The 24,444-nt window shown below is 65.8% G+C and carries 21 protein-coding genes; 8 read left to right on the forward strand and 13 right to left on the reverse strand.

All coding sequences use genetic code 11. From position 1 onward, the window contains the following. Positions 1 to 5 precede the first annotated feature (5 nt). Positions 6 to 1,601, reverse strand: coding sequence for a FadD3 family acyl-CoA ligase (locus VJ673_RS18425; protein ID WP_324127627.1), 1,596 nt, complete (start codon positions 1,599 to 1,601; stop codon positions 6 to 8). After that, the gene (locus tag VJ673_RS18430) at positions 1,601 to 3,310 is read right to left on the reverse strand and encodes an FAD-binding protein (protein WP_324127628.1); all 1,710 of its coding nucleotides are present in this window, start codon (positions 3,308 to 3,310) and stop codon (positions 1,601 to 1,603) included. Before VJ673_RS18430 ends, VJ673_RS18425 begins: the two co-directional genes overlap by 1 nt. Before the next feature lie 189 nt (positions 3,311 to 3,499). On the opposite strand from VJ673_RS18430, the gene VJ673_RS18435 reads away from it, so the two are divergent. Together VJ673_RS18435 and VJ673_RS18440 are read left to right on the forward strand one after the other, a co-directional pair. Beyond that, positions 3,500 to 4,735: an NADH:flavin oxidoreductase gene (locus tag VJ673_RS18435; protein WP_324127629.1), complete on the forward strand. Its 1,236-nt coding sequence runs from the start codon at positions 3,500 to 3,502 to the stop codon at positions 4,733 to 4,735. Between the two features lie 30 nt (positions 4,736 to 4,765). Continuing rightward, positions 4,766 to 5,518 carry an SDR family NAD(P)-dependent oxidoreductase gene (locus tag VJ673_RS18440; RefSeq protein ID WP_324127630.1) on the forward strand — a complete coding sequence of 251 codons (753 nt, stop codon included), beginning with the start codon at positions 4,766 to 4,768 and terminating at the stop codon, positions 5,516 to 5,518. Between the two features lie 44 nt (positions 5,519 to 5,562). On the opposite strand, the gene VJ673_RS18445 is transcribed toward VJ673_RS18440, so the two are convergent. The 4 genes from VJ673_RS18445 to VJ673_RS18460 form a co-directional block, all read right to left on the reverse strand. After that, positions 5,563 to 7,032 carry an FAD-dependent oxidoreductase gene (locus VJ673_RS18445; RefSeq protein ID WP_324127631.1) on the reverse strand — a complete coding sequence of 490 codons (1,470 nt, stop codon included), beginning with the start codon at positions 7,030 to 7,032 and terminating at the stop codon, positions 5,563 to 5,565. Positions 7,033 to 7,041: 9 nt separating this feature from the next. Then, entirely contained in the window at positions 7,042 to 8,190 is a 1,149-nt protein-coding gene (locus VJ673_RS18450) for an acyl-CoA dehydrogenase family protein (protein ID WP_324127632.1), read from the reverse strand. An 11-nt stretch (positions 8,191 to 8,201) separates the two neighbouring features. Further along, positions 8,202 to 9,317: an acyl-CoA dehydrogenase family protein gene (locus VJ673_RS18455; RefSeq protein ID WP_324127633.1), complete on the reverse strand. Its 1,116-nt coding sequence runs from the start codon at positions 9,315 to 9,317 to the stop codon at positions 8,202 to 8,204. Between the two features lie 105 nt (positions 9,318 to 9,422). Beyond that, positions 9,423 to 10,655 (reverse strand): helix-turn-helix transcriptional regulator, encoded by a 1,233-nt coding sequence (locus VJ673_RS18460; protein WP_324127634.1) that lies wholly within the window; start codon positions 10,653 to 10,655, stop codon positions 9,423 to 9,425. 283 nt (positions 10,656 to 10,938) lie between these two features. On the opposite strand from VJ673_RS18460, the gene VJ673_RS18465 reads away from it, so the two are divergent. The 5 genes from VJ673_RS18465 (at position 10,939) to dmpG (ending at position 15,598) form a co-directional block, all read left to right on the forward strand. After that, complete coding sequence (locus tag VJ673_RS18465; protein WP_324127635.1) at positions 10,939 to 11,910, forward strand: flavin reductase; 972 nt, start codon at positions 10,939 to 10,941, stop codon at positions 11,908 to 11,910. A gap of 35 nt (positions 11,911 to 11,945) precedes the next feature. Then, the gene (locus VJ673_RS18470; protein WP_324127636.1) at positions 11,946 to 12,719 is read left to right on the forward strand and encodes a glucose 1-dehydrogenase; all 774 of its coding nucleotides are present in this window, start codon (positions 11,946 to 11,948) and stop codon (positions 12,717 to 12,719) included. 7 nt (positions 12,720 to 12,726) lie between these two features. Beyond that, positions 12,727 to 13,515: a fumarylacetoacetate hydrolase family protein gene (locus VJ673_RS18475; RefSeq protein ID WP_324127637.1), complete on the forward strand. Its 789-nt coding sequence runs from the start codon at positions 12,727 to 12,729 to the stop codon at positions 13,513 to 13,515. Between the two features lie 112 nt (positions 13,516 to 13,627). Then, positions 13,628 to 14,554, forward strand: a complete 927-nt coding sequence (locus tag VJ673_RS18480; protein ID WP_324127683.1) for an acetaldehyde dehydrogenase (acetylating) — start codon at positions 13,628 to 13,630, stop codon at positions 14,552 to 14,554. A gap of 12 nt (positions 14,555 to 14,566) precedes the next feature. Continuing rightward, complete coding sequence (gene dmpG, locus VJ673_RS18485; protein WP_324127638.1) at positions 14,567 to 15,598, forward strand: 4-hydroxy-2-oxovalerate aldolase; 1,032 nt, start codon at positions 14,567 to 14,569, stop codon at positions 15,596 to 15,598. A 178-nt stretch (positions 15,599 to 15,776) separates the two neighbouring features. Here dmpG and VJ673_RS18490 read toward each other — a convergent pair whose 3' ends face one another. The 7 genes from VJ673_RS18490 to VJ673_RS18520 all read right to left on the reverse strand — a co-directional run bounded on the left by VJ673_RS18490 (position 15,777) and on the right by VJ673_RS18520 (position 23,862). After that, positions 15,777 to 16,796, reverse strand: a complete 1,020-nt coding sequence (locus VJ673_RS18490; RefSeq protein ID WP_324127639.1) for an NADPH:quinone oxidoreductase family protein — start codon at positions 16,794 to 16,796, stop codon at positions 15,777 to 15,779. Between the two features lie 14 nt (positions 16,797 to 16,810). After that, complete coding sequence (locus VJ673_RS18495; RefSeq protein WP_324127640.1) at positions 16,811 to 18,463, reverse strand: AMP-binding protein; 1,653 nt, start codon at positions 18,461 to 18,463, stop codon at positions 16,811 to 16,813. Between the two features lie 14 nt (positions 18,464 to 18,477). After that, positions 18,478 to 19,233 (reverse strand): nitroreductase, encoded by a 756-nt coding sequence (locus VJ673_RS18500; protein WP_324127641.1) that lies wholly within the window; start codon positions 19,231 to 19,233, stop codon positions 18,478 to 18,480. 91 nt (positions 19,234 to 19,324) lie between these two features. After that, positions 19,325 to 20,683: an MFS transporter gene (locus tag VJ673_RS18505; protein WP_324127642.1), complete on the reverse strand. Its 1,359-nt coding sequence runs from the start codon at positions 20,681 to 20,683 to the stop codon at positions 19,325 to 19,327. Positions 20,684 to 21,060: 377 nt separating this feature from the next. Next, complete coding sequence (locus tag VJ673_RS18510) at positions 21,061 to 22,083, reverse strand: AraC family transcriptional regulator (protein WP_324127643.1); 1,023 nt, start codon at positions 22,081 to 22,083, stop codon at positions 21,061 to 21,063. Positions 22,084 to 22,672: 589 nt separating this feature from the next. Continuing rightward, positions 22,673 to 23,251, reverse strand: coding sequence for an NnrU family protein (locus tag VJ673_RS18515; RefSeq protein WP_324127644.1), 579 nt, complete (start codon positions 23,249 to 23,251; stop codon positions 22,673 to 22,675). Then, positions 23,248 to 23,862: an MOSC domain-containing protein gene (locus VJ673_RS18520; RefSeq protein ID WP_324127645.1), complete on the reverse strand. Its 615-nt coding sequence runs from the start codon at positions 23,860 to 23,862 to the stop codon at positions 23,248 to 23,250. The genes VJ673_RS18515 and VJ673_RS18520 overlap by 4 nt, the downstream gene beginning before the upstream one ends. A gap of 207 nt (positions 23,863 to 24,069) precedes the next feature. Here VJ673_RS18520 and VJ673_RS18525 point away from each other — a divergent pair, with 207 nt between their 5' ends. Beyond that, positions 24,070 to 24,441 (forward strand): hypothetical protein, encoded by a 372-nt coding sequence (locus VJ673_RS18525; RefSeq protein ID WP_324127646.1) that lies wholly within the window; start codon positions 24,070 to 24,072, stop codon positions 24,439 to 24,441. The last annotated feature ends 3 nt before the right edge of the window (positions 24,442 to 24,444 follow it).

Below are 24,444 nucleotides of genomic sequence, written 5' to 3' on the forward strand. Positions count from 1 at the left end.
CCGTCTCAAGCGGCGACGAAGCCCGCCCGCAGCTCGCTCTTCAGCACCTTGTTCGACGCATTGACCGGCAGCGCCGGCAGGAAGCGCACGTAACGCGGCACCTTGTAGTTCGCCATGCGTTCGCGCGCCCAGGCGATCAAGCCGGGCTCGTCGAGTCGCTCGCCCGCCCGCAGCACGACACAGGCGCAGCCGACCTCGCCCATGCGCTCGTCCGGCACGCCGATCACGGCGACCTGCGCGATCGACGGATGGCGAGTCAGCCCCGCCTCGATCTCCGCGGGATAGCAGTTGAAGCCGCCAACGATGAACATGTCCTTCAGGCGATCGGTGATGCGCAGATATCCGCGCTCGTCGAGGATGCCCACGTCGCCTGTGTGCAGCCAGCCGTCGGAGTCGATCGCGTCGGCGGTCGCGGCCAAGTCCTCGAAGTAGCCGCGCATCACGTGGAAACCGCGCACGCAGACTTCGCCCGCCTCGCCGGCCGGAAGGGGCCGATTCTCGGCATCGACGATGCGCACTTCCGTGCCGGTAATCGCGCGCCCGCTCGTCGTCGCGACCGTCTCGGCGTCGTCGGCAGGATCGCAGATCGTCGCGACGCCGCCGCACTCGGTGAGCCCGTAGGCCGTCGTGACGACCTCGAAGCCGAGTTCCTTGCGCATGCGCTCGATCAGCACCGGCGGGATCGTCGCCGCGCCGGTGATCGCGACGCGCAGGCTGCCCAGGTCCGCTTCCGCCAAGCGCGGATGTGCGAGCATCGACAGGTAAAGCGCTGGCGGTCCCGGCAACACCGTGACGCGATCCGCCTCGATGCGCCGGAACACGGCCTCGGCGTCGAACACCGGATGCGGAAGGATCGTCGCGCCGGCGATCAGGCAACTGACCCACCCCGCCTTGTAGCCGAAGGTGTGAAAGAAGGGATTGACGATCAGGTAGCGGTCGCCGGGACGCAAGCCGAGCGCGCCGACGTAGCCGGTGAAGGCGCGCAGCACCTGGCCGTGGGCGCACATCACGCCCTTCGGGCGCCCGGTCGTGCCCGACGTGAACATCAGGTCGGAGAGGTCCTCCGGCGTCACGGCCAGCGCTCGTGAGCAGGCGATGTCCTGCGGCACCTCGTCCGCCCGTGCGACAAATTCGTCCCAATAGAGATCGCCAGCCCGCGCGGGTTTCCCGTCGCCGATCACGACGACCCGCTCCAGCGTCGCCGGGCGCTCCGCTTCGAGCATCGCCGGGTAGTCGCAATCGAGGAACCGACCGACCGCGAACAACAGTCGCGTACGACTCCGCGCGAGGATGTCCGCGGCCTCCAGCCCCTTCATCCGCGTGTTCACCGGCACCATCACCGCGCCCGCGCAGTGCGCGCCGAGCGCCGCGAGGATCCACTCAGCGCGGTTCGGCGCCCAGATCGCGACGCGGTCGCCGGGCTCGATGCCTGACGCGATCAGCGCACGCGTGACCGCGAGTACCCGCTCGGGCAACTCCGCGTAATCGAGGCGCAATCCTTCGTCCTCGATCGCGATCCTGCCCGCGTGTCGGCTCGCCGCCGCGAACACCAGCGCCGGCAGCGTCAGCGCATCATCCGTCGAAGCGCTCTCCGCACGCATCACAGCACTCCCGCGAGATGTCGCGCCGCGAGGTAGCCGAAGGTCATCGCCGGCCCAAGCGTGCCGCCCGCCCCCGGATAGCTCGGCCCCATTACGGCTGCCGAGCAGTTACCGATCGCATAGAGACCGGGGATCGCCGACCCATCACGCAGCAGGACCTGCGCCTCGGCGTTGGTCAGCAGACCGCCCTTCGTGCCGATGTCGCCCGCGTCGATCCGCATCGCGTAGAACGGGCCCTTGGTCAGCGGCGCGAGACAGGGATTCGGCTTGACCTGGGTGTCGCCGTAGTAGCGGTCATAGACGTTGTCGCCGCGGCCGAAGTCCGGATCCTGGCCAGCGACCGCGCCTTCGTTGAACTTCCGCACCGTTTCCTTCAAGCCGGTCGCATCGATACCGATCCGGACGGCGAGCGCGTCGAGCGTCGCGGCCTTCCAGTAGACGCTCCCCGCCCAGCACGGGTCGAGCCGCTCGTCCGGCTGGATCTTGCCCGGCATCAGCGGCCCCATCGCATAGTGACGGCGGAAATGCGCGTCGAAGATCGCCCAGGCCGGCGTCGATTTCCCGCCGCTCGCCGGGTTGTCGGCGTACATCGCGGCGACGAACTCCAGATACGGCGCGGCCTCATTCACGAAACGCCGGCCCTGGCCGTTGACGACGATCGCACCCGGGAAAGCCCGCTCGGCGAACACCGCGCGCGGCTTTTCCTCGCCAGGTACGCGGATCGTCGGCGCCCACCAGCCGTGGTCGAGCAGATCGGTCGCCGCACCCACGGCGATGCCCGCCTCCAGCGCCGCACCGGTGTTGCCACCGGGCGGAGTCGCGCTCCACGCGGCCTTCGTCGGCTGCGGCAGGTACTTGTCGCGCAGGGCCTGGTTCTGCTCGAAGCCGCCGGAGGCGAGGATCACGCCCTGCCGCGCCTGGACCACGACGTCTCGACCCTCGCGCCGCAGCCGCACGCCGGTCACGCGCCCGCCCTCATGCACGAGTTCGCGGAACTCGGTCTGCAGCCACAGCGGCACGTTGCGATCCATCAGTGAGCGGCGCAGCGATGCGACCAGCGCGCCACCGAGACAGGCATGACGATCGCGTCGCGTGCGCCGCCGCCAGCGGAAGTCGAAGTGGTAGCGCGCCATCAGCCCGACCACCGTCCGCACCCAGCCGGGCTCCTTCGCCACGACCTTGTGCGCCTGCCGCGCGGTCCACGACACCTTCCCCATCAGCAACGTCGCCGGGGAAGGCTCGCGCATGCGCTCCAACTCGTCGCCGAGCACGCTGGTGTCGAAAAGCTCGGGGTCGAGCGAACGCCCGCCGGGGAGCGCGCCAGGCAGATGCGGGTAATAGTCCGGATACTTCGGCGCGACCGCGTAGCGCACGCGGCTGTTGCGTTCGAGCTGCTCGATCATCTTCGGCGCGTGATCGATGTAGGCCTGCAGGCGGCTCTCGTCGACGCGTCCCGCGGTCGCGGCCTTCAGGTAGTCGAGCGCCTGCCCGCGGCTGTCCCGCCCGCCGATCGCGGCGAAATGGGGGTTGTTGGGAATCCAGATCCCCCCGCCGGAGATCGCCGAGGTACCGCCGTAGCGGTCGCTCTTCTCGACGACCAGCACCGACAGTCCGTAATCGGCTGCGAACACCGCGGCCGTCATCGCGCCCGCGCCGGAACCGACGACGATCACGTCGAACGCGGTCTGAGTCTCGTTTTGTGCCGCCACGCCAAATTCCTCCGATGGGCAATCTGGCGAGGATGATGGGGTGTGGCCCTCCCCGCCTACATCACCCACGCGGACTATGGCCAGAGCCGGCGAAAGACTTAGTCCCGATGGGTGATGACCGCAAACGCCGGCCCTGCCAGCATCCGTCCACCTGCGCACCACGCTGCGCACAACGTCTGCGAGGAACCCATGCCGGCTAGCGCATCCCCCTTCGATCCCTTGACGCTCGGCCCCGTACGCCTGCGCAACCGCTTCATCCGGGCCGGCGCCAACGAAGGCATGACCGTGGAGGGCGCGCCGAGCAAGGCGCTCGTCAAGCACCACCGCGACGTCGCGGCCGGCGGCGCCGCGATGACCACCGTCGCCTACGGCGCAATCAGCGAAGTCGGCCGCACGTTGCCGAACCAGCTCTGGCTGCGGCCCGAGATCCTGCCCGACCTGCGCGTGCTGACCGACGCCGTGCATGCCGAAGGCGCGGCCGCGTCAGTCCAGATCACGCACGGCGGCTCCTTCGTCACCGGCTGCAAGGTCAAGGGGGCGACGATGAGCGCGTCGTCCGGCATCAACCAGGCCGGACTGCTGGCCGGCAACTGGTTCCAGCGCGCGATGACGCCCGCCGACATGGAGCTCGTGACGCAGCAGTTCGTCACCGCCGCCCGCCTGTGCCGCGAAGCCGGCTTCGACGCGGTCGAGCTGCACATGGGCCACGGCTACCTGCTCAACCAGTTCATCTCGCCGCTGTCGAACAAGCGCCGCGACGCCTACGGCGGTGACGCCATGCGGCGCGTGCGCTTCCCGGCCGAAGTGCTGCGCCGCGTGAAGGACGCGGTCGGGCGCGACATGGCCGTGCTCGCGAAGATCAACGTCGCGGACGGCGTTCCCGGCGGCGCGACCGTCGACGACGCGATCGTCACCGCCCGGGCGCTCGAAGCGGCCGGCGCCGACATGCTGGTGCTGTCGGGCGGACGCAATATCGAATCGGTGTGGTTCATGTTCGGCAGCAATCACGACCTCGACGAGATGATGAAGGTGCTGAAGGCCATCCCGGGCAGCGGGCTCGCGCGCCTCGCCACCAAATTCATGATGGGCCGCGCGCCCAAGGTCGAATTCCGCGAGCTTTACTTCCTCGAGCTTTCGCGCCGCATCCGCGCTGCGGTCAAGGTGCCGCTCGGCTACCTCGGCGGCGTGAAGTCCCTCGCCGCGGCCGAGGCCGCCACCACGGAAGGCTTCGACGCGATCGTCCTCGCCCGCGCGCTGATTCACGATCCGGCCCTGGTGAACAAATTTCGCGACGGCACCCTCGCCGTCTCCGGCTGCACCAGTTGCAACCGCTGCGTGCCCTACATCTACCACCCGGCCGGCACCTGGTGCGTGATGAACCCGCCCAACGAGCTCGCACTCAACCAGCTGCGCGCCTCGGCCTGAAAGCAAAAAGTTACCCCAAGGAGAAAAGACATGGACTTCGCCAACAAGGTCGCCGTCGTCACCGGCGGCGCCTCCGGAATCGGGCTCGCGAGCGCCGAATGGTTCGCCGAACGCGGCGCCGCCGTCGTACTGCTCGACTACAACGACGAAACCGGCCGCGCTGCCGCCGCAGCCCTCACGAACGCCGGCCGCGACGCCAGCTTCATCCGCACCGACATGCGCGACCCGGCCCAGGTCGAACGCGCCTTCGAGGCCGTCAAGGCCCGCCACGGCCGCGTCGACGCCCTCGTCAACGCCGCCGGCGTCAGCCCCGTTCCCACGCCCGTCCACGAATACAGCCTCGATGCCTGGGACCAGGCCATCGGCATCAACCTCAGCGGCACCTTCTATGCGATTCGCTTCGCCGTGCCGCTGATGCTCGCCGCGGGCGGTGGCGCCATCGTCAACATCGCCTCGATGATGGGCGCCGTCGCCCACCCCGGCGGCGCGGGTTACGTCGCCAGCAAGCACGGCGTCGTCGGCCTCACCAAGGCCGCCGCCCTCGACTACGGCCGCCGCGGCATCCGCGTGAATGCCGTCGGGCCGGGTGTCGTGAAGACGCCGATGACGCGCATGGTCACCGACAACGAACAGGTCTCGCAGATCATGACGGCCGCGACACCGCTCGGGCGCTTTGCGGAACCGGCGGAGATGGCGTCGCTGATCGGTTTCCTGTGTTCGGACGGCGCGAGCTTCATCACCGGCGCGTTCTACCTCGCGGATGGGGGATACATCGCGCAGTAACGCGCGCGCGGGCGGTCGTTTGCGGCCGCCCGCCCGAACCGCCTTCACCGCCCTGCCGCACACCTCCCCGCCTGTCGCCCGAAGAAGCTCGCGTCCCCGATCGACATCCCCGAGCTATAACCCTCGCCCCAACGCGGCAGACCGCAGGCAGTACGCCCGGCAGCGTAAAGGCCGGAGATCGCCTCGCCGTCAGCATCGAGCACTTCCCCGGTCGGGCGTGTCGCGAGTCCGCCGAGCGTGAAGGCGCAGGCGGGAAAATCTTCCGGGCAAAAGCTCAGCGCGGCGAAGGGTGCTTCGGTGAGCGGGCGCAGCCATGTCGCGTTCTTGTGGAAATACGGGTCGCGGCCTTCGGTAGCGTGGCGGTTGAACTCGGCGACAGTGCTCGTCAGCGCACCGGCCGGCAGCGCGAGTTCCGCTTCGATGTCCTGCCAGGTCTCGCCGACCGCGGCGATGTGGATGTCGGGGAAGAACTCGGGGCGAGCGAAGATGGGGTTGTCGACGAGGAGCCAGGCGCGGCGGCCCGGCTGACGCAGGATGTATTGGCTGACACGGCCGTGGTAGGCGTCTTCGTTGATGAAGCGGCTGCCGCGCTCGTTGATGAAGATGCCTTTGACGAGGGATTCTGGTGGAAAGAAAGGCAGCGTCGTGAAGAACTGGTCCATGTGGATCGCGGCCGCCCCGACGCCGATGCCCATACGGATGCCCGAGCCGTCGTCGTTGCCGGCCGAGACTTCCATCGTGCAGGAGAGCGCGGCCGGGGCGTAGCGGCCGACCATTTCGCGGTTGCTGATGAAGCCGCCGGCGCAGAGGATGACGCCGCGACGTGCGCGCACATAATGCGGCCGGCCGTCGATGCGCACGACGAGGCCGCCGACGCGGCCGTCCGCCTCGACGATCAGCGCCAGGGCGCGGCTGTTGTAGTGGGCGATGGCGCCGAGCGAAACGGCCTTGTCGACGAGGCGCTCCATCATGACCTTGCCTGCGCCCGCGCCGGGCATCATCGCAGTGTGGCCGCGTGGGGCAGGTTTCGCCGCCGCGGAGAACGGCCAGGCCGTCTCGCTGCCCGACCAGACGAGCGTGTCGTCGGTCATCGGTTCGAGCCATTTGCCGGGCAGGTAGCTGCCCTTGTATGGCACACCCTGCTCCTGCAGCCAGCGGAAGTGCGCGGCCGCGTTCTCGGCATAGAGCCGAACCCGTGCCTCGTCGGCCCCCGGACCGCCCGCCATCATCAGGTACTTGAAGAGATCTTCGGTCGAATCCTCGAAGCCGGCCGCACGCTGCACCTCAGTGCCACCGCTGCCGCCGACGTAGACCTCGCCGCCGGACAGCGCGGCACTACCACCCGCGGCCGCGGCGGCCTCGAACACCACCACCTGCGCGCCGGCACGCGCAGCTTCGATTGCGGCACAGGCACCGGCCGCGCCGAAGCCGACGATGACGACGTCGGCTTCCAGATCCACGTGGGGAACGTCTTCGGCGCGAACGGGACGCGCGGGGGAAAATTTCGTCTGCATGATGGGCCCTCAGCGCGGCATCGCCAGCGCGCGCTCGGCAATGATGTTGAGTTGGATCTCGTTCGTGCCGGCGTAAATCGTGTCGGCGCGCGAGAAGAAGAAGACTTGCTGCAGCCGGCGGACGGCATCGTCGTCGGAGCGCAGATCGCCCGCAGCACCGAGCACGTCCATCGCAAGCTGGCCGAGATCGCGGTGCCAGTTCGACCACGCATACTTGTAGATCAGCGTCTCCGGCCGCGGACGCGAGGATTCGGCGCTGCTCAGCATGCGGGTGGCGTTGTGGCGCAGGCCTTCGAGGCCGATCCAGGCGTCGGCGATACGCTGACGCACGACCGGATCGCGCGCAGCACCATTTCCGCGGGCGACGTCGACGACGAGCTGCAGCTCGTGGATGAAGTGCATCTGCTGGCCGAGCGTCGAGGCGCCGCGCTCGAAGCCAAGGAGCGCCATCGCGACCCGCCAGCCGTCGCCGGGCGCGCCGACGACACAGCCGGCATCGGTCTTCGCGCCGTCGAAGAACACGGCGTTGAACTCCGCCTCGCCGGTCATCTGGCGGATCGGCTGGATCTCGATGCCGTCCTGGGCGAGCGGCACGAGCAGGAAGGTGAGCCCCTCACGCCCGACCGAGCCGGGCGTGCTGCGCGCAAGCACGAAGATCCACTCCGACTCGTGGGCGAGCGAGGTCCACACCTTCTGCCCCTGGATGCGCCAGACGCCATCCTCCTGCCAGCAGCGCGTCGTGATTGCCGCGAGGTCCGAGCCCGCGCCGGGTTCGGAGTATCCCTGGCACCAGAACTCGCGCCCCGCGCGGATGCCCGGCAGGAAGCGACGCTGCTGCTCGGGCGTGCCGAGCGCGATCAACGTCGGCGCGAGCAGGGTTTCGCCGATATGGCCCGTGCGGCCGGGACCGCCTGCGCGGACGTATTCCTCGTGGAAGGCGAGCTGCAGGGATAGCGGCAGCTCGCGACCGCCATGCGCCTCGGGCCAGCTCAGGCCGATCCAGCCGCCGCTCGCGAGCTCCTGCTCCCAGGCCTTGCGCAAGGCGGGGAAAGCTTCCTCGTCGCCCGGGCCGCCGCGATGGCGCAGGCAGGCGAACTCGCCGGTGAGGTGCTCCGTCATCCAGCCGGCGACTTCGGCGCGGAAGGTTTTTTCGTTCATCGATTCCATCCTCATGCGGCGTCGAGCAGGCTGGCAGCGACTTGCTCGCGCCATGCGCTCGCGCCTCCGAACCAGCCGCTGCCCCACTGGGCGCGCTTGAAGTGCAGCTGGGGGTCGTATTCCCAGGTGAAGCCGACGCCGCCGTGCAGTTGCACGGCCTCCTGCGCGCAGAAGCGGTAGGCGTCAGTCGCAAGGACTCGAGCGACGGCGCAATCGCGCTGCAGCGCGCCGTCGTCGAGGCGATCGACTCGTGCAGCGATACCACGTACGGCGGAGCGTGCCGTTTCGAGCTTCACCATCATCTCGGCGCAGCGATGCTTGACTGCCTGGAAGCTCGCGATCGGGCGGCCAAACTGGAGGCGCTCCTTCGTGTAGGCGACGCTCAGGTCGAGACATTGCGCCGCGCCGCCGACCTGCTCCGCCGCGAGATGGAGGGCGCCGACGGCGACAGTGCGGGCGAGCCCTGGATCGAGGAGTTGCGGCGTGTCGATGCGACCCGACGCTTCGAGCCGCACACCGCGGAAGTGCCAGGCGGACTGGGGACGCGTTTCGTCCCAGACGGAAAGAGGCACGCGTTCGAGCCCGACGGCGTCGGCACCGACCTCGAAGAGGCCGGCGCTGCCATCGTCGAAGCGGGCGGCGACGAATGCCAAATCGGCGCTGTCGCCGTCGAGAACCTGCAAGGCGCTGCCGTCGAGCATCCAGCCGGCGCCATCACGGCGCACGCGGATCGGCAGTTCGGCCGGCGCCCACACCATGCCGGGCGCGAGGATCAGCGTCGCGCGCCGTTCGCCGGTCGCGAGTCCGGGCAGCAGCCGGGCACGCGCGGAAGCGTCGGCCGCGTGCAGCAAGGCCGTCTGCGCCAGCACGACGCTCGCGAGAAAGGGCGAACGCAGCAGGCGACGCCCCATTTCCTCCATCAGCAGCGCGAGTTCGACCGCGCCGAGCCCGAGTCCGTCGAATTCCTCAGGGACCTGTACCGCGGGCCAGCCGAGTTCGCAAAGGCGCCGCCACAACTCGCCATCCTCCGACGGCGGTTTGCGGGCGTTGCCGAACTCGGCCAGAAAAGACGCCGCAGTCTCCTGCAGCACGAGTTGTTCGTCGGAAAGAAGCACACCGTTTTCCATGGTCAGAATGGTTCCCGTTTGGGGCTTGTCGGAAACCATTCTGGGCAGGAAGCGCGGCCCTCACATCGTCCGAAAGGGTGATGGGAGCAGCCTCGCCGGTGGCGATCAGGTGAGGTGCGCGACACCGTTCAGCAACAGCCGCACGAGCTCGGTCTGACGCGTGACGCCGGTCTTCGCAAAGATCGCGCGGAGCTGGCAGCGCGCGGTGTTGCGGCTGATCGACAGGCGCTCGGCGGCCTCGTCGACCGTGAGCCCTTCGAGGAGGCGCAGCGCGAGCAGCGTCTCGGCCGGGGTCAGGCCGTAGAGGCGCTTCATCGTGGTTTGCGAGGCCTCGACCTTGGTCTCAGGGTCACGGATCACAACGACTGCAGCGGGACGCACGGACGACTCGGACCACTCGGTCAACGGCGCCGTACGCACGACGATGCCGAGGCTGGGCCGCCCCGAAGGCCGCGTCAGCGACATGCCGGCGACGAGGCTGGGCGTACCGCGCGCACCGCCGATGACCTCTGCGATCAGCTTGTGCAGCTCGCTGTTCTCGTTGCCGTAAGTCGCGTGGAGGCCGTCCTTGGCGACGCGAAGACCGTCATTTTCGGCGAGGATCTCGTCGGCGGCGGCATTGGTCTTGAGCACCCGGCCCTTCTTGTCGAGCAGCACCGCGCCGATCGCGAGCCGCTCCAGCGTGCCGGCGTAGAAGCGCCGCTCCGCCTCGACGAGATCGAGCGCCGAGCGCAACTGCACCGCGGCCTTCAGGTGCGCAAGCAACAGCGTGCAGATCGCCATCTCGCGCTCCTCGAACGGTACTGCCCCCTCGGGGCGAGTGACGCGCAGGCGACAACAGGGCGACTCGCTTCCGCCAAGGTCGGCACCCATGTAGTGGCGGATGTCGAGCGGCTTGAGGAAATCCTGGTAGTAGGCGCTCTCGAGCCATTCCTTCTCGTCGACCAGTTCGTTGAGCTGGACCATGCGGTCGACGGGCAGATTCACGAAGGGATCAAGGGCGTAGAAGTAGGTCTCGTAGGTCGCCGCGATCGCAGGCTGCGCGACCCCCGCGAAGACCACCAGGTAGGGCTGCTCGGACGTCACCGGCCGCAGGATCAGCGTCACGTAGTTCGCGTCGAGATGGCCCATCATCGCGTCGAGCAGGCTCGTCCACGGCACCTCTTCGCGGGCCCCCTCGTAGGTGAGGCGCACGAGTCGGTCGTAAGCCGAAAGTGTCAGCCCGGATCGGGCAAAGGTCTGTTCGAAATCGAACTCGGGCGACGTGACGGCAGGGCGTACTTCCCCTGCCCGGGGCCATGCCGTCCGCGGCATGTAAGCCAGGGCATCGGTGTTCATCGTGTCTCTCCGTTCCACCACGGCGCGGTTGAACCGCGCTCGAATTGTGTCTTTGAAGCTGCGTCCTGCACGTAAGGGACGCCCGGATCAGACGGAGGAAAACCGCTGCCTTCCCACCGATCGAGCTTCCTTAAATTCATTAAATGACCATTTTCGGACGCTCGTCAACACGGCATTGCAGCGACCCGACCGACGCCTTCCGGGTTAATCCATTGGGACGATGCCGCGCGATGTCGCGCCGGGAATACTTGCCTCACAGCGTTTGGCGCACCCGAGGCAAGAAATGACAACGACCTTCGACCGGCAGTCCTTCCGGGCCGCACTCGGCACCTTCACGACCGGAGTGACGATCGTCACGACGCGCGCCGGCGACGGCAGCGCGGTGGGCATCACGGCCAACAGCTTCAACTCGGTATCGCTCGAGCCGCCGCTGGTGCTGTGGAGCCTCGCGAAGAATGCCCGCAGCCTCGCCGCCTTCGAAAGCGCCGGCCAATGGAACGTGCATGTGCTGTCCGCCCAGCAGGAAGCCCTCTCAGGCCGTTTCGCACGCCAGGGCGAAGACAAGTTCGCCGGCATCGAGCTCGACGAAGGCGTCGGCAGCGCGCCGCTGCTCAGGGATTGCACCGCGCGCTTTCAGTGCCGCACGGCGAGCAGCTACGACGGCGGCGACCACGTGATCTTCGTCGGCGAAGTGCTGGCCTACGACCGCAGCGAACACCCGCCACTCGTTTTCCAGGGCGGCCAATACGCACTCGCCGCGCGCAAGCCACGCGACGAAATCCGCCTTGGCGCCGCCCCCTCGCCGGACTGCTGTTACACCGAGGACCTCCTCGGCTACCTGCTCGGCCGAGCCCACTACCAGATGCTGCACCGGCTGCGGCGCCTGCTCGACACCGACGCGCTCGACGAGCGGACCTTCTTCATCCTGTCCGTGCTGTCGATCCGCGACCGGCTGACGCTTGCCCAGATCGACGGCTTCATCGCTTACACCGGCATGCGGGCGAGCGAAGCCGCGATCGGCGCACTCGTCGCCAGAGGCCTCGTCGCGCCTGAACTCGCGGACGGCCAGGTGCGCTACCTGCTGACCGCGGAAGGCCGCGCGGCGTCGCTGCGCCACATTGCGCTGGCGAAGGCCGTCGAGGCCGAGATGACCGACAAGCTCGGCGCCGGCGATGCGATGGCGCTGAAGCTCCTCCTCAAACGGCTGGTCGCGAGCAGCGATCCCGGCGCGCCCGACCTGTGGGCGGCGAACTGAATCCTCCAATCCCTCTTTCCCCGACGAGGTTCCCGATGAAGATACTCGACACATTCAGGCTCGACGGCCAGGCGGCGATCGTCACCGGCGCCGGACGCGGCATCGGACAGGCGATCGCGCTGGCCTACGCCGAAGCCGGCGCCGACGTCGTCTGCGCCGCACGGACGCTAAGCGAGGTCGAAGCGACCGCTGCCCGGATCCGCGCCCTCGGTCGCCGCGCCGTCGCGGTGAGCTGCGACGTGACCAACTTCGGCCAACTCGGACGGCTGGTCGATGCAGCGATGACGAACTTCGACCGCATCACCCACCTCGTCAACAACGCCGGCGGCACCGGGCCGAACGACCCGCTGACCACGACGCCGGAAACCTTCGAGAACGTGCTGCGCTTCAACCTCACCTCGGCCTGCGAGCTCACACGCCTTTGCGTGCCCTACATGCGTGAGTCGGGCGGCGGCAACGTCCTGAACATCACCTCGGTTGCCGCCCGCTACGCCCAGCGCCACTTCAGCGCCTACGGCACGGCGAAGGCCGCGCTCACGCAACTGACGCGGCTCCTCGCGCAGGACTTCGCGCCGATCGTGCGCGTCAACGCGGTCTCGCCCGGCCCGATCCTCACGGATTCGCTCGCAGGCGTCCTCACCGGCGACATGCGCCAGGGCATGGAGCACAACACTCCGATGAAGTGCCTCGGCGAACCGCGCGACATCGCCGCCGCGGCGCTGTATCTCGCGAGCCCCGCGTCGCGCTGGGTCACCGGCAAGATCATCGAGGTCGACGGCGGCGCCGACTCGACCGTGTGGCCGGGCTGAGCCGAGCATGGACCGGAACCTGATCCCCATTCTCGGCGACGAGCTGTACGCCGCATTGCGCGCCCGCCGCACCCTCGCGCCGCTCACCGCGCGCCATCCCGATATCGGCATCAACGACGCCTACCACGTCTCGCTGCATCTGCTCGAACGCCGGCAGGCCGACGGCGAACGGCTCGTCGGCAAGAAGATCGGCGTCACGAGCAAGGTCGTGCAGGAGATGCTGAACGTGCATCAGCCGGATTTCGGCTTCCTCACCGATGCGATGCATTACGCCGACGGCAGCACGATCGATATCGCCGCAGCCGGCCTGATCCAGCCGCGCGCCGAAGGCGAGATCGCCTTCATGTTGAAGCACGACCTCAAGGGACCCGGCATCACGCGCAAGGATGTACTCGCCGCGACGGCTTGGGTCGCCCCCTGCTTCGAGATCGTCGACTCGCGCATCCGCGACTGGCAGATCCGCATCCAGGACACCGTCGCCGACAACGCCTCCTGCGGCGTCTTCGTGATCGGCGAACGACACACCGACCCCGCCGGCATCGACCTTGCCGCGGTGCGCATGCGCCTGTTCCGCAACGGCGAGCCCGCCGGCGAAGGGCTCGGTGCCGCCGTGCAGGGACATCCCGCCGAAGCGGTCGCATGGCTCGCGAACACGCTCGGCGCCTTCGGCATCCCCTTCCTCGCCGGCGAAATCATCCTCTCCGGCTCGCTCGCCCCGCTCGTCACCGCACATGCGGGCGACCGCTTCACGATGGAAATCGACGAGCTCGGCGGCTGCTCGGTGGCCTTCGCGTGATTGTCCGATTGCGGCGCCGCGGCGGGGCCGCTCCCTCCTCCCGCGCCCACCCCGCCGCGCGCCGCAACCCGGACACCACCCGCCAAGACGAACCCCCAACCCAGAGAGAACGATCATGAAAAAAATCCGATGCGCCCTGATCGGGCCCGGCAACATTGGCACCGATCTCTTGGCGAAGCTGCAGCGCAGCCCCGTCTTGGAGCCGGTCTGGATGGTCGGCATCGACCCCGCGTCCGACGGCCTCGTGCGCGCCCGCGAGCTGGGGCTCAAGACCACCGCCGAGGGCGTCGACGGCCTGCTGCCGCACGTCAAGGCGGACAACATTCAGATCGCCTTCGATGCGACGTCCGCCTACGTGCATGCCGAGAACAGCCGCAAGCTCAATGCACTGGGTGTACTGATGATCGACCTCACGCCCGCGGCGATCGGCCCGTACTGCGTGCCGCCCGTGAACCTCAAGGCGCACCTCGGACGCGGCGAGATGAACGTGAACATGGTGACCTGCGGCGGGCAGGCGACGATCCCGATGGTGGCCGCGGTCTCCCGCGTGCAGCCGGTCGCCTACGGCGAGATCGTTGCGACCGTCTCCAGTCGCTCGGTGGGACCGGGCACGCGCAAGAACATCGATGAGTTCACGCGCACCACGGCCGGCGCGGTCGAAAAGGTCGGAGGAGCCGCCAAGGGCAAGGCGATCATCATCATCAACCCCGCCGAGCCGCCCTTGATCATGCGCGACACGGTGCATTGCCTGACCGAAACGGAACCGGATGAGGCCGCGATCACGGCGTCGATCCACGCGATGATCGAAGAGGTCCAGCAGTACGTGCCGGGCTACCGGCTCGTCAATGGCCCGGTCTTCGACGGCAAGCGGGTGTCGGTCTTCCTCGAAGTCGAAGGCCTTGGCGATTACCTGCCGAAGTACGCCGGCAACCTCGACATCATGACGGCCGCGGCCGCCCGCACCGCCGAGATGTTCGCCGAGGAAATCCTCGCCCAGCGCCTCACCCTCGAACCGCGCGCCGCCACCGTGGCCGCCTGACCGGAGACCAACATGAACCTTCGCGGCCAAAAAATCACCGTCCACGACATGACCCTCCGCGACGGCATGCACCCGAAGCGTCACCTGATGACGCTCGACCAGATGAAGACCATCGCCTGCGGACTCGATGCGGCGGGCGTGCCGCTGATCGAAGTCACGCACGGCGACGGCTTGGGCGGCTCGTCGGTGAACTATGGCTTCCCGGCCCACACCGACGAGGAATATCTCTCCACTGTGATCCCGCTGATGCAGCGCGCGAAAGTCTCGGCGCTGCTCTTGCCCGGCATCGGCACCGTCGATCACTTGAAGATGGCGCACGAGTTGGGCGTCTCGACGATCCGCGTCGCGACCCACTGCACCGAGGCGGATGTCTCCGAGCAGCACATCGCGATGGCGCGGAAACTCGGCATGGACACCGTGGGCTTCCTGATGATGGCGCACATGAACAGCCCCGAAGGGCTGGTCACCCAGGCGAAGCTGATGGAGTCCTACGGCGCGAACTGCATCTACATCACGGATTCGGCCGGACACCTATTGCCCGACACGGTGAAGGCGCGCATCAGTGCGGTGCGCGAGGCCTTGAAGCCCGAAACCGAGCTGGGTTTCCACGGCCATCACAACCTCGCGATGGGGGTCGCGAACTCGATTGCCGCGATCGAAGCCGGAGCGACCCGGATCGACGCCGCTGCCGCAGGGCTCGGCGCGGGCGCCGGGAACACGCCGATGGAAGTGTTCGTCGCCGTGTGCGAGCTGATGGGCATCGACACGGGCGTCGACGTCTTCAAGATTCAGGACGTCGCCGAGGATCTCGTCGTGCCGATCATGGATTTCCCGATCCGCATCGACCGCGACGCGCTGACCCTCGGCTACGCGGGCGTCTACGGCTCCTTCCTGCTCTTCGCGAAACGCGCCGAGAAGAAGTATGGCGTGCCGGCGCGCGAAATCCTCATGGAGATGGGCCGCCGCCGCATGGTCGGCGGGCAGGAGGACATGATCGAGGACACTGCCCTTAACCTCGCCCGGCGTCCCCGTGCCCTGGCCTGACTCGTCCGGCGTCTGAACCAGCGGAAGCGCTACTGAAGGAGTTCAGGGAGACGGAGAGGCTTGCCCCCCGGGCACTCGGCGGGGGCTCGGTGCCCACCCCCTTCAGTGCCCAACTGGCTTTTCCGGATGGTAGCGCTCGGCGTGCAAGCAGCCGGTGGCTGCATGAGTCACGGAGCATCTACTCTTCTGCACCAGCGTCCACGTGAGGCAGCAGAAGGATCTTTCCATGCCTGTCTCGACTGAATAGGGCCTGTACAGCGTCTCTTGCGCTAGCGAGGGGAAACGTGATGATCGCGGGTGACAGAAGATGGCCGCGGGCAGCCATTGAAAATAGCGAGCTGCGTATGCGCCGAGCCCGTTCCGGCCGGTTGGACAGGAAATACCGGATATCGACCCCATGCAAGGTGGCGTTCTTGAGGAGTGCCAGGTTGACCGGAAGCGACGGAATCGCTCCGCCCGCGAAACCAATGACGAGATATCGACCGCCTTTGGCCAATGATCGAAATGCAGGCTCGAACATGTCGCCACCTACAGGGTCGAACACGGCATCGATGCCCTCGGGCGCCAGCTGCTTGAGCGCTTCACGCCAATCTGGAAGACTGTAGTCAATCGCATGCACCGCGCCGAGTTCACAGGCCGCCTTGCGCTTGTGTTCGCTGGCAGCTGCGGCAATCACGCGTGCGCCGGCACGCACGGCAAGCTGGATGGCAGCCGAGGCCACTGCGCCTCCTGCACCGAGTACCAACAACGTATCGGCGGCAGTCAATCGTCCCTGATCGAACAGCGCATAGTGTGCCGTCTGGAAATCAACCAGCATGGCCGCTGCGATGGGCAGAGGAAGTTCATCCGGCACCGTATCGACGTCTGCGGCATCGACGACAACGTATTCCGCGAAACCGCCCCCGAGTTGCCACGTGACGACCCGTTCTCCGACGGCCGGCACCGTCACGCTTGGACCGACTGCATCGACGACGCCGGCAATTTCGCCGCCCGGCACATAGGGCAAGGGCGGTTTGATCTGATAGAGGCCCTGCATCATCAAACCGTCGACGAAACCCAGCGCCGTCGCTTCGACGCGAATTCGCAGTTGACCGCGAGCTGGTTCGGGGAGAGCCTGGTCCACGATCGCGAACGAGTCGATATCAAAACGGGTACCCAAGAAACTCTGCATTGCTGACCCCTTGTATCGGATTTTCATCGCCAGTCGCGCAACTAGCCTGCCAATTTCGTAATGGCCTCGCGGCTGCCCGCTTGCTCCCGCAGGCGGAACTTTTGAATCTTTCCTGTGGCAGTCTTGGGCAGTTCGCCGAAAACGACACGACGCGGGCATTTGAAGTGTGCCAGCCTTTCTCGACAGAACGCGATGACGTCTGCGTCCGTTATCCTCGATGCGTCGGCCTTCAGTTCGATGAAAGCACAAGGCGTCTCACCCCATTTCTCATCCGGCTGAGCGACCACGGCGGCATACAATACGCCCGGCATGCTGTAAATGACCTCCTCCACTTCTACGGAGGAAATGTTCTCTCCGCCGGAAATAATGACGTCCTTCGAACGGTCCGTGATTTGCATGTAACCGTCAGGATGGACTACGGCCACATCTCCGGTATGGAACCAACCACCTGCGAAGGCCTTTTCCGTTGCTTCGGGATTTTTCAGATATCCCATCATGACGGTATTGCCGCGGACCAGCAGCTCGCCAGTGGTCTTGCTGTCGGCAATCACCGTCTCAAGTGTTTGAGAGTCGGCCACCGACATGTTCTCCAATGCCGCCGCACGTACGCCCTGACGCGCTTTCAGGCGTGCTTGTTGCTCCGCCGGCAAATCATCCCACTCGTCGTGCCAAGCGCAACTGATGGGGGTACCGGAGATCTCGGTAATTCCAAAAACATGGTCGACGTCGAAGCCCAGGGAGCCCACTGCATCGAGAACTGCCGCCGGCGGAGGCGACCCTGCAGTCAGAACGCGCACACGACGCGGAAGCGGCTTACGTTCCGATTCAGATGTGCTTGCGATGCCCGCCAGAATAATGGGCGCCGCACAAAAATGATCGACCCCATGTTCGGCAATGGCAGCGAGAACCGTGGCAGCATTGACCTTGCGCATGCAGACATGCGTTCCTGCCGCAGCGGTAATCGCCCATGTGAAGCACCATCCATTGGCGTGGAACATTGGGAGTGTCCACAGGTAGATCGGTGCGCGAGGGAGCGGCCAGTTCGTCATCTGGACGAGGCTCATGAGGTACGTTCCCCGGTGGCTAGGAACAACGCCCTTTGGATCGCCCGTCGTGCCTGACGTGTAGTTCAATGCAATCGGTGTCCACTCATCAGTCGGCCAGCAACCGGCGAATGCCGGATCACCGCTGGCCAGCAGCGACTCGTAATCGGTTTCACCGATGGCGGGGCCATCAGGTGCTTCGTGATCGTTGATATCAATCACACGCGGCGGATTGGGGACCGACTGCAAAGCTTTCTGAATCAGCGGAGCAAATTCGCGATCGACCAACAAGAGTTTGCATTCACCGTGGCGCAAAATGAAAGCAACACCGTCGGCATCGAGGCGGCAGTTGATCGCGTTAAGGACGGCGCCGGCCAGGGGAACCCCAAAGTGAGCCTCAAGCATGGCTGGAGTATTCGGCGCGATGATGGATACCGTGTCGCCCGATTCAATTCCCAGTCGAACTAGCGCCGACGCGAGACGATAACAACGCTTACGGGTTTCCGACCAGGTCTGCGTAAAGCTCCCGTGGATGATGGCGGTCCGATTCGGAAAGACGTCAGCGGTCCGGTCGAGGAACGACAATGGCGTCAACGGAACGTGGTTTGCCTTATTTTTCTCGAGGCCGTGAGAGTACGCTCTTGCGCTCATGGTCTTGTCTCCTTTTATTCTGTGTAGAAGGTCGTGAAATCGGTGACCGATGCGCGATCGGTCACCAGAGAGTTCTCAACGCAGTCCGGATCCGCGTAGCCGAGACTCATGCCGCAAACAAGCATGTGCGTTTCGGGAAGGGCTAGTTCGTTGGCAATCACGCGGTGGAACTTGTTGAAGGCCTGTTGCGGGCAGGTATCGAGACCGCGCGCCCGGGCAGCCGTCATGATGTTTTGCATGAACATGCCGATGTCCAACAGGCTTCCTTCGCCCATGACTCGGTCGACGGTGAAGAACAACCCCACTGGCGCGTCAAAGAAGTGGTAATTGCGCCCGTGTTGCGCATGCATCCGCTCCTTGTCACCTTTCTCGATTCCTAGCAGTCCATATAGACTCCAACCGACATTGCGACGGCGCTCCAGATAGGGCGCAACCCATTCATGCGGGTAGTAATCGTAGGGTTCTTCCAAGGCGGAACTGCGTCGCGGATCGTCATTGATCTTTTTGATCGCAGAAGACAGGCGGGACTTCATCACGCCTGTCACAACATGCACATGCCACGGCTGCAGATTGACGCCGGTGGCACTGAAGCGGGCGACGTTGAGGATGGATTCGATCTCCTCGCGAGGAACCGGTGTGTCGAGGAACGCTCGCACGCTGCGTCGCGTGATGAGCGCCCAGTCGACGGCTCGACGCATGTCGTCAAGTGAGGCAAAAGGCGGAGGAGATAGACGGTTCATTTCTTGCTCGCATTCAGAATCAATCTTCACGAAGTGATCCAATGTTTCTGGAGGAGGGAGCGCGTACGTGCCGCACTCCCTCCTCGCGTCGTTGCTGAAGGCGCGATGCGCGGCAGAGACCTCAGTCCCGTAGACCAGCCGTTGCAGTCTCCATCAGCGCCCTGCTTACACGTGATGACTCGGCGCGAGCCTGATTGATCAGCGTCACTGCAAGCGCGCCGAACAGGCCAGCCAGGGCGATCGCCAAGAAGTTTTGCTCAAGCGGCAACTTCAGAGATACGAGCCAACCGATAAGTACAGGCGCCACGATTGCACCGATTCGACCCACACCGGAAGCGAAGCCAACGCCGGTTGATCGAATCGCGGGGGGATAGAAGTCGCCGGCGTAGGCATACGCAAACAACTGAGTACCGAGCGTCGACGCCCCGACAATGAATACGACGACAAACAGCAACTCGGTCGATTTGGTGTACCCCATTGCTGTTAGCGCTACTGCCCCCACGGCATAGAAGGCAATCAGCACACGCTTGATGTTGACCTTGTCACTCAGCCAGCCACCAAGGACTGCGCCAGCGATGGCCCCGACGTTGAAGACAATCACGAAGTTCAGTGCCGAACCCAAGGTGTATCCGGCCATCGCCATCAATTTGGTCAGCCATGAGCTGAGTGCGTAGACCATGAACAGACCTGTCATGAATGCAACCCAGATCATCGCGGTACTAAAGCCGCGCCCTTCTTGGAAGAGGCGTCGGACCGGAGCATCCTTATTGCTGCCCGCTGAGGAGTCAGCAAACTGTTCGCGGCCGCTCAACGGATATTCGGGTAGCAGACGCTTCAACAAGCGGCGCAACTCTTCGTGGCGGCCGTTCTTCGTCAGGAAGGCCATTGATTGCGGCATCCATTTCATGATGAACGGAATCAGCGCCACAGGCAGGCCCGCGGCAAAAAACACCGACTGCCAGCCGTAGCTCTCGATAAGCTGCTTGGCAGTCAGCGCGACCAGAATTCCGCCAATGGAATACCCCGCAAAAACCAGAGTCACCAGTCGTGTCCGCAGGACGTTTGGCGAAAACTCGGCCATCTGAGCGGTGACGATCGGCAAGACTCCGCCGATCCCAAGGCCCGCGATGAATCTCGTTACGCTGAAGGTGATGGGATCGTTGGTGAGCCCTGCGGCTGCCGTGAACAGACTGAAGAGCGCAACGCAAACGCAGATCATTGCAGGGCGGCCAAATCGGTCGGCCAGCGTACCGAGCGAAATGGCCCCGATCATCATGCCAAAGAGTGCGGATCCGGCCATGATGCCGGCACTGGTGGCGTCGACTCCCATGTCCTTCATAATCGATGGAAGCGCCGCGCCGACTACCGCAAGGTCATAGCCGTCGAGGATCAGCATCAATACACACCAGAACAGCACCAAGCCGTGGAAGCCATTGAATTTGGCCTTTCCGGCGAGTGCGTGCACGTCTATTTGGTTCATCTTGCCTCCTTTGGATTGACGTCGTGGGCTTTGCCCACACCGACTCCAACGGCGCCCTCAATGGGACAGTCTTGTGGTGACTCGTATTGGCCGTTGGTTTGTGCTAGCAGAAGTGTCGGCGCCACCGAGCAAGCGGTCGATGTCCAACAACTTCAACTTGGATGAGGTCGTTGAACACCCAGGGTCGTTCGCGCTCGCATCGGAGGAAGCAGAGAGCGGTAATCGACGTCGTGCGCCACAATTCAGGCGCGCAAGCGAACGCAGACCATTACCGGCGGCTCCGGGAGGAAACCGCGCAGTAATTCGGAGAAATCATTTGAGGACGAGCAAGACCCGCTTTGCCGACTTGAAGCGTCGGACGTCCTATTAAGGATCGGTCAGTCTGTCGCCGCCCCCTTGCCATGTCGGTAGATTCCCGGACTTGCTCCAGTCCATTTGCGGAAGGCACGATGAAAGGCGCTGGTCTCCTGAAATCCGGTCTGTGCAGCGACCTCAGCGACCGTGAGCGAACTGTTGGACAGCAGTTCGATGGCGACGTCGCGCCGCAACTCGTCCTTCAGGCGCCGATAGTTCGTGCCATCCGCCGACAGGCGGCGCTGCAGCGTCGCGCATGACATGTTCAGTGATGGCGCCAGCGCGTCGAGATCGGGCCACTCGTCTGGGAGTTGGTTTCGCAACCGGCGCCTTATCAGCGCCGTCGTGCTGGATTCGTTGCGGTACTTCACCAGGATGTTTGCCGGGGTGGCCTGTAGGAATGCGCGCAGGGTAGCTTCCGTTTCCGTCACTTTCAGGTCGAGAAAACTGCGATCGAACCGGATCAGGGTTTCCGGTGCGGAGAAGGTCACTTCTTCGCAGAAGCGCAAGCGGTAGTCGCTGTCGTCGACCGGCGCGGAAGCGCGGAAACTCATTTCTATCAATGGAATTCGCCTGCGTGCGAGCCAGCACGCTAGGCCGTGCACGAGGATGAACCACGTCCCATAGGCGTAGAGGCGGCGTGTCGGTCCTCGATCATGCAGCACGATGAGGGCGTGCTCGCCGTCGCAGCGTAGCTCTCCATACATATCGTCAAGGACTACGCGAAGAAATCTCAGCATTCGACGCAGCGCATGCTCCAGATTTTCGGCATGGAGAGCCGAGTGGCACATCAGCGCGTAACTGCCTCGACGCATTGGATGGCTATCCAAGCCGAAGAATTCGTCGTCCATCAGATCGGCCAGAGCCGCCCACAGGCGGGCAAAGGCTAGCGCCGGTACGCGGGCTCTTGGGGAGTTCAGCAATTCGCCCGCAATACCAGCACGATGCAATGCGGCATTTACGTCCAGATTGCGTTGTGTAGCCGCAAAAATCGCTTCACGCACCAAACTGATCGAGGTTGTGCCTTTGTCTTGAGCCTCAGTCATGGGTGGGTTCCAGCTGCAGAAGTGCAGATGATGTTAATCGCTGTCGTTGGAAAACTCAGCACGGACCGGGGACGTTGCTATCAATCGACCTCCATCGATGGCGTGCTCGAATCTATCAGGTGTCCGAAAGGCTCATGCACGAAGACGTCTGCGGGCATGGGCGGGCTCCAGCCGGCCTCCTAGGATAACGAACAACCGAATGACGACTACGATTGCTTCCGCCATGAGCATCCGGCGGGTTTCAGGTAGAGCGGCCTCAAGGGTGGGAACTCCGAAAAGCAGGGGAAGGACCGGATGTGGCCGTTAGTGCCAGCTCGGTCGTGTCGCTCCAAAGGCCCCGTTGCTACGGCGAGTAGCAGCTTCCCCTTCGGGAATGCGCTGTCCACAGTGCCGATGTCGATGTGGTGGGTGAAATTGTCGGCAGATCGCGCTCCGGCGCAGCGTCGATCGAGCGCTACGACCTGCATGACCGAAGGCCCGCCCAACGATCGGAACGGTCTCCTCATCTGCGCTGACCTGCGTCGCCGCCCGCACGACGCCATCGCCAACAATCCCGCGGCTACCGTCAGCCGGAACCCGCCCGGCCCCCTCACCCGAAAGGCACCACCCCAAACAACACCGCATGCAGGTGGCGCGCAAACACGAACCACATTCCCGCCCCGCCGGCCACCGCCAGCGCATCCCAACCCAGCGCTCCTTCCCCCCGCACCACCCGCTGCGCCCGGTCGCGCCGGCGTGCGGCGACGAAGCTCGCGATCGCCCACACCAGGAAGCAGCCGAACAGCAGCAGGTCGGCGAGCGCGCCGTTGGCGAACAGGTGCGCGAGCGCCCAAAGCTGCACGCCGATCACCATCGGGTGGCCGAGCTTCGCCCGCAGTCGCGTGCCGGGCACGTAGGCGGCGGCGATCAGGATGAAGGCGGGCAGCGTCAGCACCGCAGCCAGGTGCCGCGTCCACGGCGCCGGCGCCCACAGCACGAGCGGGTCGAGCCGCGCCGCGCCGTAGCCCCACACGATCAGGCCGAGGCCGATCGCGGAAGCGAGCGAGTAGGCAAGCTTCCATTTCGCCAGGCCATAGTGGGCGATGTACTGGGTACGGTTGTCCTCGGCGAAGATGCGCGCCGAATGGGTGCTGAAGAACAGCAGCAGTCCGAGGATCAGGGCGGTCATGCGGGGTTCTCCGGGCGGGTTGTGAGGGGGGCGTCGGCGCCGGGCGCCGCGGCCGCAGGCGGCGCTACTTCGCAGACGACCGCGTCGCCGATGCGCAGCACGCCGCCAATAAGGACGCGCGCGGCGACGCCGCCGTGGCCGCGCATCGCATTGTAGCCGCCGGGGCCGAGCGCCTCCTCCATGCGCGAGCAGGGCTCGCAGACGCCGGTGAGCTCGAGCACGACCTCGGCGCCGATGCGAAGCACCAGCGGCTGGTCGCGGAACAGCGTGCGCGCGGCGAGCAGGTTGAGGCCGGAGACCACCAGGTTGCGCCGCAACAGCGCCGGATCGACCTCGTCGCGGCCCGCCAGCGCTGCGACCGCCGTCAGATGCTCGGCCTGGATCAGGGTCAGCTGGCGCTTGCCGCCGCCGCGGCCGGAGGCGGCGCGGTGGTCCCCGGCGAGTCCGCGGCCCGCCAACGCACGCGCCTCGCTCACCGACTGCGCCGCGGCCCGTCGCGCCGCACGCAACAGGATCGCCTCGAGCCGGCCGGCGTGGGCGAAGCGGCGTGTCAGCGTGCGCAGGTAAACAGGCTCGGCAGCGGAGGCGGCGGCGGAACGGGCAGGCGGCATGGCGGTCAGTGCGGATGAAACACGGCGAACGCATCATCCTACTGCACCAGCCGTCCCCCGCCCCCAGCGCACACAATGATTCCAATCCACGCACTGCTCGCCCGCATCCGCTGGGTGGCTGGACCGCGTCGCGAGCCTCGCTTCGCGTCCGGCATTTGAAACGCATTGCCGAGCGCTGGACGCTCGACGAGTTCGCCGTGCCGCCGCTTGTTCGAGGAACTCGTGGAGTTCCTCTACCGCGAGGACCGCTTCATGCGGGGCGAACTCGTGCTACGCGATCGCCTTCTCCTCCCCGGCGACGTCCGCACGCCGCTGCTCGCTGTCTACGATCCCGACAGCCGGATCGTGCCGCCTGCCTCGCTGCTCGACTTATGCGCACTGGCCGGCAGCGAGGAAATAGAGGCGATCCGTTATCACGGCGATACCGGCGCTCGCACTGCGACATGTCGGCGCCCTGGTCGGCGAGAACGCCCATCGCCGCATCTGGCCGGTAGTGTTCGACTGGCAGGAGCGGCTGGCAGCGGGTTGATGGCGAGCCATGAAAAGGACCCCACCCGGCACTCGGACCGGATGGGGTAAGTC

Source organism: Aromatoleum sp., assembly GCF_035254505.1.
Classification (GTDB): domain Bacteria; phylum Pseudomonadota; class Gammaproteobacteria; order Burkholderiales; family Rhodocyclaceae; genus Aromatoleum.

Coding starts and splice junctions, on each gene's coding strand:
- VJ673_RS18425 (WP_324127627.1), bottom strand. CDS start 1,601: ATGCGTGCGGAGAGCGCTTCGACGGATGATGCGCTGACGCTGCCGGCG.
- VJ673_RS18435 (WP_324127629.1), top strand. CDS start 3,500: ATGCCGGCTAGCGCATCCCCCTTCGATCCCTTGACGCTCGGCCCCGTA.
- VJ673_RS18440 (WP_324127630.1), top strand. CDS start 4,766: ATGGACTTCGCCAACAAGGTCGCCGTCGTCACCGGCGGCGCCTCCGGA.
- VJ673_RS18445 (WP_324127631.1), bottom strand. CDS start 7,032: ATGCAGACGAAATTTTCCCCCGCGCGTCCCGTTCGCGCCGAAGACGTT.
- VJ673_RS18450 (WP_324127632.1), bottom strand. CDS start 8,190: ATGAACGAAAAAACCTTCCGCGCCGAAGTCGCCGGCTGGATGACGGAG.
- VJ673_RS18455 (WP_324127633.1), bottom strand. CDS start 9,317: ATGGAAAACGGTGTGCTTCTTTCCGACGAACAACTCGTGCTGCAGGAG.
- VJ673_RS18460 (WP_324127634.1), bottom strand. CDS start 10,655: ATGAACACCGATGCCCTGGCTTACATGCCGCGGACGGCATGGCCCCGG.
- VJ673_RS18465 (WP_324127635.1), top strand. CDS start 10,939: ATGACAACGACCTTCGACCGGCAGTCCTTCCGGGCCGCACTCGGCACC.
- VJ673_RS18470 (WP_324127636.1), top strand. CDS start 11,946: ATGAAGATACTCGACACATTCAGGCTCGACGGCCAGGCGGCGATCGTC.
- VJ673_RS18475 (WP_324127637.1), top strand. CDS start 12,727: ATGGACCGGAACCTGATCCCCATTCTCGGCGACGAGCTGTACGCCGCA.
- dmpG (WP_324127638.1), top strand. CDS start 14,567: ATGAACCTTCGCGGCCAAAAAATCACCGTCCACGACATGACCCTCCGC.
- VJ673_RS18490 (WP_324127639.1), bottom strand. CDS start 16,796: ATGAAAATCCGATACAAGGGGTCAGCAATGCAGAGTTTCTTGGGTACC.
- VJ673_RS18495 (WP_324127640.1), bottom strand. CDS start 18,463: ATGAGCGCAAGAGCGTACTCTCACGGCCTCGAGAAAAATAAGGCAAAC.
- VJ673_RS18505 (WP_324127642.1), bottom strand. CDS start 20,683: ATGAACCAAATAGACGTGCACGCACTCGCCGGAAAGGCCAAATTCAAT.
- VJ673_RS18510 (WP_324127643.1), bottom strand. CDS start 22,083: ATGACTGAGGCTCAAGACAAAGGCACAACCTCGATCAGTTTGGTGCGT.
- VJ673_RS18515 (WP_324127644.1), bottom strand. CDS start 23,251: ATGACCGCCCTGATCCTCGGACTGCTGCTGTTCTTCAGCACCCATTCG.
- VJ673_RS18520 (WP_324127645.1), bottom strand. CDS start 23,862: ATGCCGCCTGCCCGTTCCGCCGCCGCCTCCGCTGCCGAGCCTGTTTAC.